This window comes from Photorhabdus kayaii (assembly GCF_025384895.1).
In the GTDB taxonomy this organism is placed as follows: Bacteria; Pseudomonadota; Gammaproteobacteria; order Enterobacterales; family Enterobacteriaceae; genus Photorhabdus; species Photorhabdus kayaii.
This window is the reverse complement of sequence record NZ_JAJAFZ010000058.1, coordinates 22,303-29,727: the sequence shown is the minus strand read 5'-3', so window position 1 is coordinate 29,727 and position 7,425 is coordinate 22,303. Positions and strand designations below refer to the sequence as shown.

At 43.0% G+C, this 7,425-nt stretch carries 5 protein-coding genes and 4 tRNA genes; all 9 read right to left on the bottom strand.

Features of this window, described 5'->3' with window-relative positions; all coding sequences use genetic code 11:
- Positions 1-632 precede the first annotated feature (632 nt).
- The 9 genes from LGZ98_RS18145 to wzxE all read right to left on the bottom strand — a co-directional run bounded on the left by LGZ98_RS18145 (position 633) and on the right by wzxE (position 7,425).
- Positions 633-709: transfer RNA gene (locus tag LGZ98_RS18145), tRNA-Pro, on the bottom strand.
- 32 nt (positions 710-741) lie between these two features.
- Positions 742-828 (bottom strand) — tRNA-Leu (locus LGZ98_RS18140).
- A gap of 15 nt (positions 829-843) precedes the next feature.
- Positions 844-919, bottom strand: a tRNA-His gene (locus LGZ98_RS18135).
- A 74-nt stretch (positions 920-993) separates the two neighbouring features.
- Positions 994-1,070: transfer RNA gene (locus LGZ98_RS18130), tRNA-Arg, on the bottom strand.
- A 282-nt stretch (positions 1,071-1,352) separates the two neighbouring features.
- Complete coding sequence (gene thrP / locus LGZ98_RS18125) at positions 1,353-2,729, bottom strand: bifunctional threonine/serine APC transporter ThrP (protein ID WP_113042887.1); 1,377 nt, start codon at positions 2,727-2,729, stop codon at positions 1,353-1,355.
- 259 nt (positions 2,730-2,988) lie between these two features.
- Positions 2,989-3,726 (bottom strand): lipopolysaccharide N-acetylmannosaminouronosyltransferase, encoded by a 738-nt coding sequence (gene wecG, locus LGZ98_RS18120; protein WP_262978365.1) that lies wholly within the window; start codon positions 3,724-3,726, stop codon positions 2,989-2,991.
- Positions 3,717-5,096, bottom strand: coding sequence for an ECA oligosaccharide polymerase (gene wzyE, locus LGZ98_RS18115; RefSeq protein WP_262978364.1), 1,380 nt, complete (start codon positions 5,094-5,096; stop codon positions 3,717-3,719). The genes wecG and wzyE overlap by 10 nt, the downstream gene beginning before the upstream one ends.
- Positions 5,093-6,178: a TDP-N-acetylfucosamine:lipid II N-acetylfucosaminyltransferase gene (locus LGZ98_RS18110; protein WP_262978363.1), complete on the bottom strand. Its 1,086-nt coding sequence runs from the start codon at positions 6,176-6,178 to the stop codon at positions 5,093-5,095. Before LGZ98_RS18110 ends, wzyE begins: the two co-directional genes overlap by 4 nt.
- Complete coding sequence (gene wzxE / locus LGZ98_RS18105; protein ID WP_113042880.1) at positions 6,175-7,425, bottom strand: lipid III flippase WzxE; 1,251 nt, start codon at positions 7,423-7,425, stop codon at positions 6,175-6,177. Before wzxE ends, LGZ98_RS18110 begins: the two co-directional genes overlap by 4 nt.

Below are 7,425 nucleotides of genomic sequence, written 5' to 3'. Positions count from 1 at the left end.
ACCAGATATATCTCTTAGAAATAAAAAAACACCTACCTTAAAACAAAGATAGGTGTACAAATACAATCAGGTCTACAGACGGATAGTGCCTCACTCAACGTTGAGTCCGGTCGGCGATGAAAATTACTCATCTGTGACATGGACAATAGGCACCGATAATCGGCTCTGCATCATCCCTGGGTTTATGAAGCATATGCAATCATAAGAAATAGGATGAGCATCTACGTTTGTAATAATGCATTTAGTGTGCCAGCTTTTATTTAAATGAAAGCTGCCTCGCTTCATCAGCTATTTCTCTATTTATTACAACAAGAAATCGAATCATCACAAAATCCATCTCATGCACTGTCTCTTATTTGAGACAAAACACAAGGTATTTATTATTTTCATTATAATTCAATTTGTTATAAGTCTCTTATTTGAGACAGCTAGTATATCGATTGTCTCCAAAATACAAAAAATAAAAAATTACTATATAAAACAAATAGTTATTTTTAAAAAATAATCCACTAAATTTGAATCAACAGAGCACAACTTAAAGGTATATCGATCAGGAAAGGGAACAAAAAGCCAAGGAGATAAAAAGGGATAAAACGCAAAAAAACCTGCAATGCAGGTTTTTTTTTGGAATTTGGTCGGCGAGAGAGGATTCGAACCTCCGACCCACTGGTCCCAAACCAGTTGCGCTACCAAGCTGCGCTACTCGCCGAAATTTTCTACTCTTTACTTTTCTCTTTTTTATGGTGCGAAAGGGGGGACTTGAACCCCCACGTCCGTAAGGACACTAACACCTGAAGCTAGCGCGTCTACCAATTCCGCCACCCTCGCGTGTCACAAAAAAGATGGGGTGGCTAATGGGACTCGAACCCACGACAACTGGAATCACAATCCAGGGCTCTACCAACTGAGCTATAGCCACCATAACAGCTATTTACTGCTAAATACTTATTACCAACAGCGCAATACATCACCGCAGCTCTTGCACGCAAATAATGGCGCGCCCGACAGGATTCGAACCTGAGACCTCTGCCTCCGGAGGGCAGCGCTCTATCCAGCTGAGCTACGGGCGCTTAACGCCGTTTCGGGTGGGGATAGTACGGATTTAATGATATACTGTCCAGTGCTTTTTTAAAGAAATGATGCGTTTGATTACACCTTGTTCATTTCGTAGATAAAGCCAGCTCTTAACTTCCCTATTCACTACCACCGTGACAGTAAATCAATCTATACCCGTCATCTTTCAAGTTGCTTCTTTGTTGGCTGCACTCGCTCACCCCGGTCACATAGTTTGCTATGCTCCCGGGGATTCACTCCCTTGCCGCCGCGATGCATCTTGAAATCCATAAGGTATATCAGGCTTTTGATTTTTTACCGTTAAAAAGCTTCACCAACCAATAAATCAGCGACACCATTAACAAAAATCCCCCACCGACCAGCAATGAAAAACGGGTATCCGGGTTAATTGCCATTCCTATCAACACACAACATAAAAATGCCAATGTCAGGTAATTTACATAAGGGAACAGAATGGATTTAAAACCATGTTGTTTCAGTGCCTGCTGATGATACTGACGAAAACGCAATTGACTCACCAGAATAACAAACCACGGTACCATTCCTGGCAATACGCTGGCACTGTAAACATAAACAAAAACCGCCTGCGGATTTGGGATCAAATAATTCAAACTAGAACCCACAATCAAACACAGGATAGTGATGGCAATACAGATTACCGGCACCCCATTCTTTGACAATTTAGTCAGTGATGAAGGTAGCTGACGGTTTTGCGCCAACGCATAAAGCATCCGTCCACCACTGTACATGCCGCTGTTACAGCCGGAAAGCGCGGCCGTCAATACGACAAAGTTAATCACGGCTGCCGCGGAAGTGATCCCCACTTTGGTAAATGTCATTACAAACGGGCTGCCCTGTGCACCCACTTCTGTCCATGGAAATAATGTCACTACAATGAAAATCGCACCCACGTAGAAAATCAGAATACGCCAGAGAATATTGTTAATCGCTTTTTTCAATGTCACCTGAGGGTTCTTCGCTTCCCCCGCAGTGATACCAACCAACTCCACCCCCTGATAAGATGCAACCACAATACAGAGCGCAAACAAGAACCCTTGCCAATTACCCGCAAAGAAACCACCATGCGCAGTCAGATTACCCAATCCAATAGGCTGCCATTGATTACCAATACCGAAAAATATCAATCCCAAGCCAATCAGGATCATGACAATAATTGTGGTCACCTTAATCATGGCAAACCAAAATTCCAGCTCACCGTAAAGACGTACCGCCGCAAGGTTCGCCAAAGCGACCAATGCCACCGCAATCAATGCCGATACCCACTGAGGAAGTTCAGGGAACCAAAACTCAGCATAAACCCCGATAGCCGTTATTTCTGATATCCCTACCGCCACCCACATAAACCAATAACCCCAAGCGGTGAGGCATCCCCAATATGGGCTGAGATATTTATGTCCAAAAGAGGCGAAAGAACCCGTGACAGGTTCAAGAAACAGCATTTCTCCCATCGATCGCATAATGAAAAAAACAAAAATTCCGGCAATAATGTAAGCCAGCAAAACGGAAGGACCAGCCCATTTCAGTGTGCTGGCCGAGCCCATAAACAGACCGACACCAATTGTGCCGCCTAGTGCGATTAGCTCTATATGACGGGCTTCTAAACCCCGTTGCAAGCTATGTTGTTGATCTGCCATAAATTCCCTGTCCATTGTTATATGTTGTAATGTGCAATAATAAAAACATACAAGACCGATGTTGATCAGCCATAAAAAGGTCAGGGATCAAAACATGTTTTTCCACTGAGTGGAATAAAAAATTATCTAATAATTAACTACAAATAGTGAAAATCTGGCAGGTTCAAAACTGTTAGATAAATATTGTGGAATAAATTCACTGTATCACCTGACGAAAGCATCACCTGACGAAAATTTACACGACAGGCAAGAAGCGGGTTTACAGACGACCACTATAATAATATCCAAGAAATTTCAGTAACTTAAACTGGCGACGAATACGGCTTGGTTGTGATAACAAGCGATAAAGCCATTCAAGCCCCAAATTCTGCCATGCTTTTGGCGCACGTTTCACATGGCCGGTAAATACGTCATAAGTACCGCCAACGCCCATATACAACGCATTCGAATGAATTTTTCGACAGTCACGCATAAAAATCTCCTGTTTAGGCGATCCCATTGCAACTGTCACAATCACCGCACCGCTGGCATGAATCCGTTCAAAAACAGCATTACGTTCTTCTGGCGTGAAATAACCGTTCTGGCTGCCAACAATATTGACGTTCCACTGAGCCCGCAGTTTGCTTTCAGTCTGTTTCAATATCTCTGGTTTACCTCCAACCAGAAAAATAGGTGTGCCTTCTTTACCGGCACGCTCCATGATGGCTTCCCATAAATCAGCACCCGCTACACGAGAAACTTCAGCGTCAGGGTATTTACGGCGAATAGCACGTACAATACTGATACCATCAGCATACAGATATTCTGCATCACTCAGCAGTGTGCTTAAAGCTGTATCTTCCTCTGCCGTCAGAACTTTTTCCGCATTAATCGCCACCATAGTACCCGTCTTTACCTGCCCGCGTTGAAAAATATGGTCAAGAAAGTGCGCCATATCGCGGAAGCCCCAAATATTCAGGCCACGAATACTATATTTAGGAATATTGCTTAGCTCCATTTTCTTTCCTTACATTGCAACAGACGTTTTTGTGATACAACCAGGTTGCTAGTCAGATACGTTCTAATAAGCCCTGCACTCTCAAATAGCCAATACAACAACTTAGCAATTACCAGACATAAGCCAAAAATAATACAGAAAAATACTACACGGGAAACAAATGAATCCACGCCTTCACGAGCCAATACTATCATGTTGAAGATCGCTCCAAAGCAAAATGCCTGCAAGATAGCGGCCTTATAACGATTAGTCTCCTGTTTTCCTAATTCATAAATCCAGTCAAACCACTTAATTATCAATCCAACAACAATCGCACCAACCGGAATAAACAGCACTCCCCCCATCACAACCAGAGAGCCTATCAGAGTTGGGGAAATTGCCAGACCAGAGTGGTTATCCAGTACTTCCCAGGTAAAATAATTCGCAGAATTCAACACAGAATCAGGACGTCCTGGCCAAAGCCAACTTGGAATAAAGACATAGAAATCACGGATAATAGGCGCTAACCCCTGAAAATCAATTTTGTCGTAGTTATTCAGCAGTAATGCAAAATTTTCCCACGGTGAAAAAGTATCCCTTGTAAGGTAGAGAAAAGTATAAAACGCTTCTGCACCGCTGACATCCAAACTATAGCGTTTGAGTGCCAACCAAAACATGCCAACAATCCCTATTGCGCCCGCCATGACCAACATCCACAAGGTTATCCAGCCACGCACAATGCCAATAAACAGAAACAACGCGAACGCAATGATAATATTAGCCCGTGTTCCGCCAACAATGACATAAGTCAGTATCCCAAAAGCAACCGTGCTCATCAGAAAAAACAGCCAGCGTAACTGGGTCTGCTTCAAGAAATAAACCACCAACATGGCAGGAATAAAGAAGTAAAAGAATCGCTTCAGGGCAACACCGGAAACCTGACTGGAAAAAATTTGACTGTATGACTGTAATTTAAACAGTAGAAAACCGTTTTGCATAAAGAACAGCCCCACTGTCACCACCGCAACTGATGCCAGTAGTAACCATGTAAAGTTAGTTTCTACCCGGTTCATGGTGAATACCGGTGCTTTAGGCTGCATAGATGGCTTTCTTAGCCGTGTTTTATAACTGACGTAATAAATACCATAAAAGCAGGTCGAAGCCAGTAGAGCGTGTAGTAAGGCGTCCACAGGTACCACTTCAACATCAAATTGGAAAACCAACAAACATGTCAGTGGAAAACCAAAATAGAATGTCAGCAAATAAAGCAATGAGAAGAATATATTAAAATTAAAGCGTACACGCCGGAATTCCTGATAAGTCAACGTCAGGATGAAAACCAGTGATATTAAATAAACAACAAATAATCCGCCAAACTGCGTTAAAGTCATTGCTGCTCTCCCGCCGCTTTTGCCAACGCCTGCCGCCAGCCATCAATAAAGTTCGGGCTAAAAAAAGCTATCACATTTCTATCCAAGGAGAGCATCTGCCGTTGTGCTTCTGTAATCAGTTGGCTATCTAAAGGATCACCGGCGAAAAATACCGGCACCTGTTGTTCTATTAAATCTCGCCAAAAAAGATTCTGACGACTGAGTACAAATGGCACACCAAATTGTATCAACAGACAAATTGTTCCAATCCCCTGCTGGCGATTAAACATGAAATACCCTAAATCACAACGGCGCAACAATGCCAGATAATCATCAAACGCCATATTTTGCTTAATAATGTTCAAATTTTCTGGCCGGAACAATGATAAAGCAGCCTGTTCTACCTGATTAATATAAACCTGATTGTTTTCAGGATAACCCATTGGGATAATGATTCGCACCTTATCGCCAAACTGCTTATGAATTACTTTCAATGCCGTAATATGGCGGTTCGATCGATCACCAGAATTCCCCAACAAAATTGTCATCTTGCCATCTTCAACAGATATTCTATCTGCAATTGTCAAAGCAGGTTCCATTCTGGTTGGAAAATAGAGCAATGATGTTGGTACGTTTGGATGATGTTGAGAATAAAAATAGAGATCTCCACGAACCGCAAACAGATGCCCTACCCGACGCTGCGCCAGACGACGCAAGAAATAGAATAGACGGAATTTTAACTGACTGGAGTCTTCATACAGATCAGCTCCCCAGGCATGCCACCAAAATTGATTGCGTTTGATTTTTCCTGACAACAGCGCCAACCACAAACTCACATTAAATTGACCATGAAAAAAAAATCGACAATCTCTGTCTGAACTCGCTTTAGCAATAACCGCCTGCGCCAGAGATTTTTTACTGTCGAAGAATGCCACATCCAATGCTGGGCAATCATCCAATAAAGCGCGATTTCTGGTCACTACCATAAACTTCGGTTTGGCTAAAAAACCAATTTCGTGCGCTAAGACATCATTAAAAAAGCGCAATACCGTTCGATTGTGATGTGGGATATCAGATCCCAAAACGTGAATGAGGGTTGTCATGCTCGCCTACGATAAATAAGAAATGCACCACAACAAAGGGTGAAATAAATAATATAAGTTGCCATATAGGCTTGTGCTGCACCTAACGCTCCATTTACAGGAATAAGCCAGTGGGCAAAACCAGTAAGCAATAAAAACTGACTAATTTCTGTCAACACATAAAAACGTAACGCAGCCTTGGCAATCACCAGATAACCAAAAACATAAGCGCCCACTTTCAAGACATCACCCACCAACTGCCAGGCAAATAGATCACGCATAGCAGTAAATTTGTCAGAAAACAGTAACCAAATGGCAAAATCACGCAGCAGCCATACAGTAAAACTTACAACAGCCACAGCAGGCAAAACAAATTTCAGCGCCTTAATTATCTCATTTGATATTTCGTCCTTACCTTGCAACCGTGAAAGCGTTGGCAACAGATAAACAGTAAAAGATGCTGTGATAAATTGCAGGTAAGCATCGGAAATACTGCTTACACCTTGCCAAATACCCACATCGTGCCAACTATAATGCGCTGCCAGTAGATTTCGCATCATAATGTAGGCAACCGGTATGGTAATAGAAGTCAGCAGAGCCATAAGGGTAAACTTGCCAAGCCGACCAGCCAGTACTTTATCCCACATGGGCTTAAGACTTGAAATCGATACCGCTTTGAGACGCCAAACCATCAATCCCGCGGGAAATATGATTAATGCTGGCACTAAAGCCAAACCCGCCAAAGCACCTTCATACCCACCAAGGACAAAACAGAGATAATAGGCCATTACACCAATCACGCTACCAAAAATAATCGCCAGCGCATTCCCCTGAGCATCTCGGTATCCTTTCAAAATAGCCAAAAAATAGTTGGCAAAAGCAATCCCCATTTGAATAAAGGCGAGGGCCTGCACAACTGGCTCATAATCTTGATGGCCGAATAATCCCGTACTGATAGACCCGCTAAACAGCAAGAAAATCACTGCCAACAGCGTGGAAAACCCAAGGATAATGGCAGAAGATGTTCCCAGTACCGTACGCAATCTTTCCGGCTGCTGCTGATACTCAGCAACATATTTAGTTACACCATTAAAAATACCGGCACCAGCCAACACCCCAAGCACAGTGATAAGCTGACGGAAATTACCCGCCTGCCCAACCCCGCTGGGGCCAAAAGCAACCGCCAGTAATTTAACGATTAAAAGCCCCACACCGATTTTTATCAGTGTGGAGCCCGCAGTCCATATTGATGCTTTAGCCAACGACAT

What these genes read in the sequence shown, in the direction of transcription:
- thrP (WP_113042887.1), bottom strand. Translation starts at nt 2,729, where the DNA reads ATGGCAGATCAACAACATAGCTTGCAACGGGGTTTAGAAGCCCGTCAT.
- wecG (WP_262978365.1), bottom strand. Translation starts at nt 3,726, where the DNA reads ATGGAGCTAAGCAATATTCCTAAATATAGTATTCGTGGCCTGAATATT.
- wzyE (WP_262978364.1), bottom strand. Translation starts at nt 5,096, where the DNA reads ATGACTTTAACGCAGTTTGGCGGATTATTTGTTGTTTATTTAATATCA.
- LGZ98_RS18110 (WP_262978363.1), bottom strand. Translation starts at nt 6,178, where the DNA reads ATGACAACCCTCATTCACGTTTTGGGATCTGATATCCCACATCACAAT.
- wzxE (WP_113042880.1), bottom strand. Translation starts at nt 7,425, where the DNA reads ATGTCGTTGGCTAAAGCATCAATATGGACTGCGGGCTCCACACTGATA.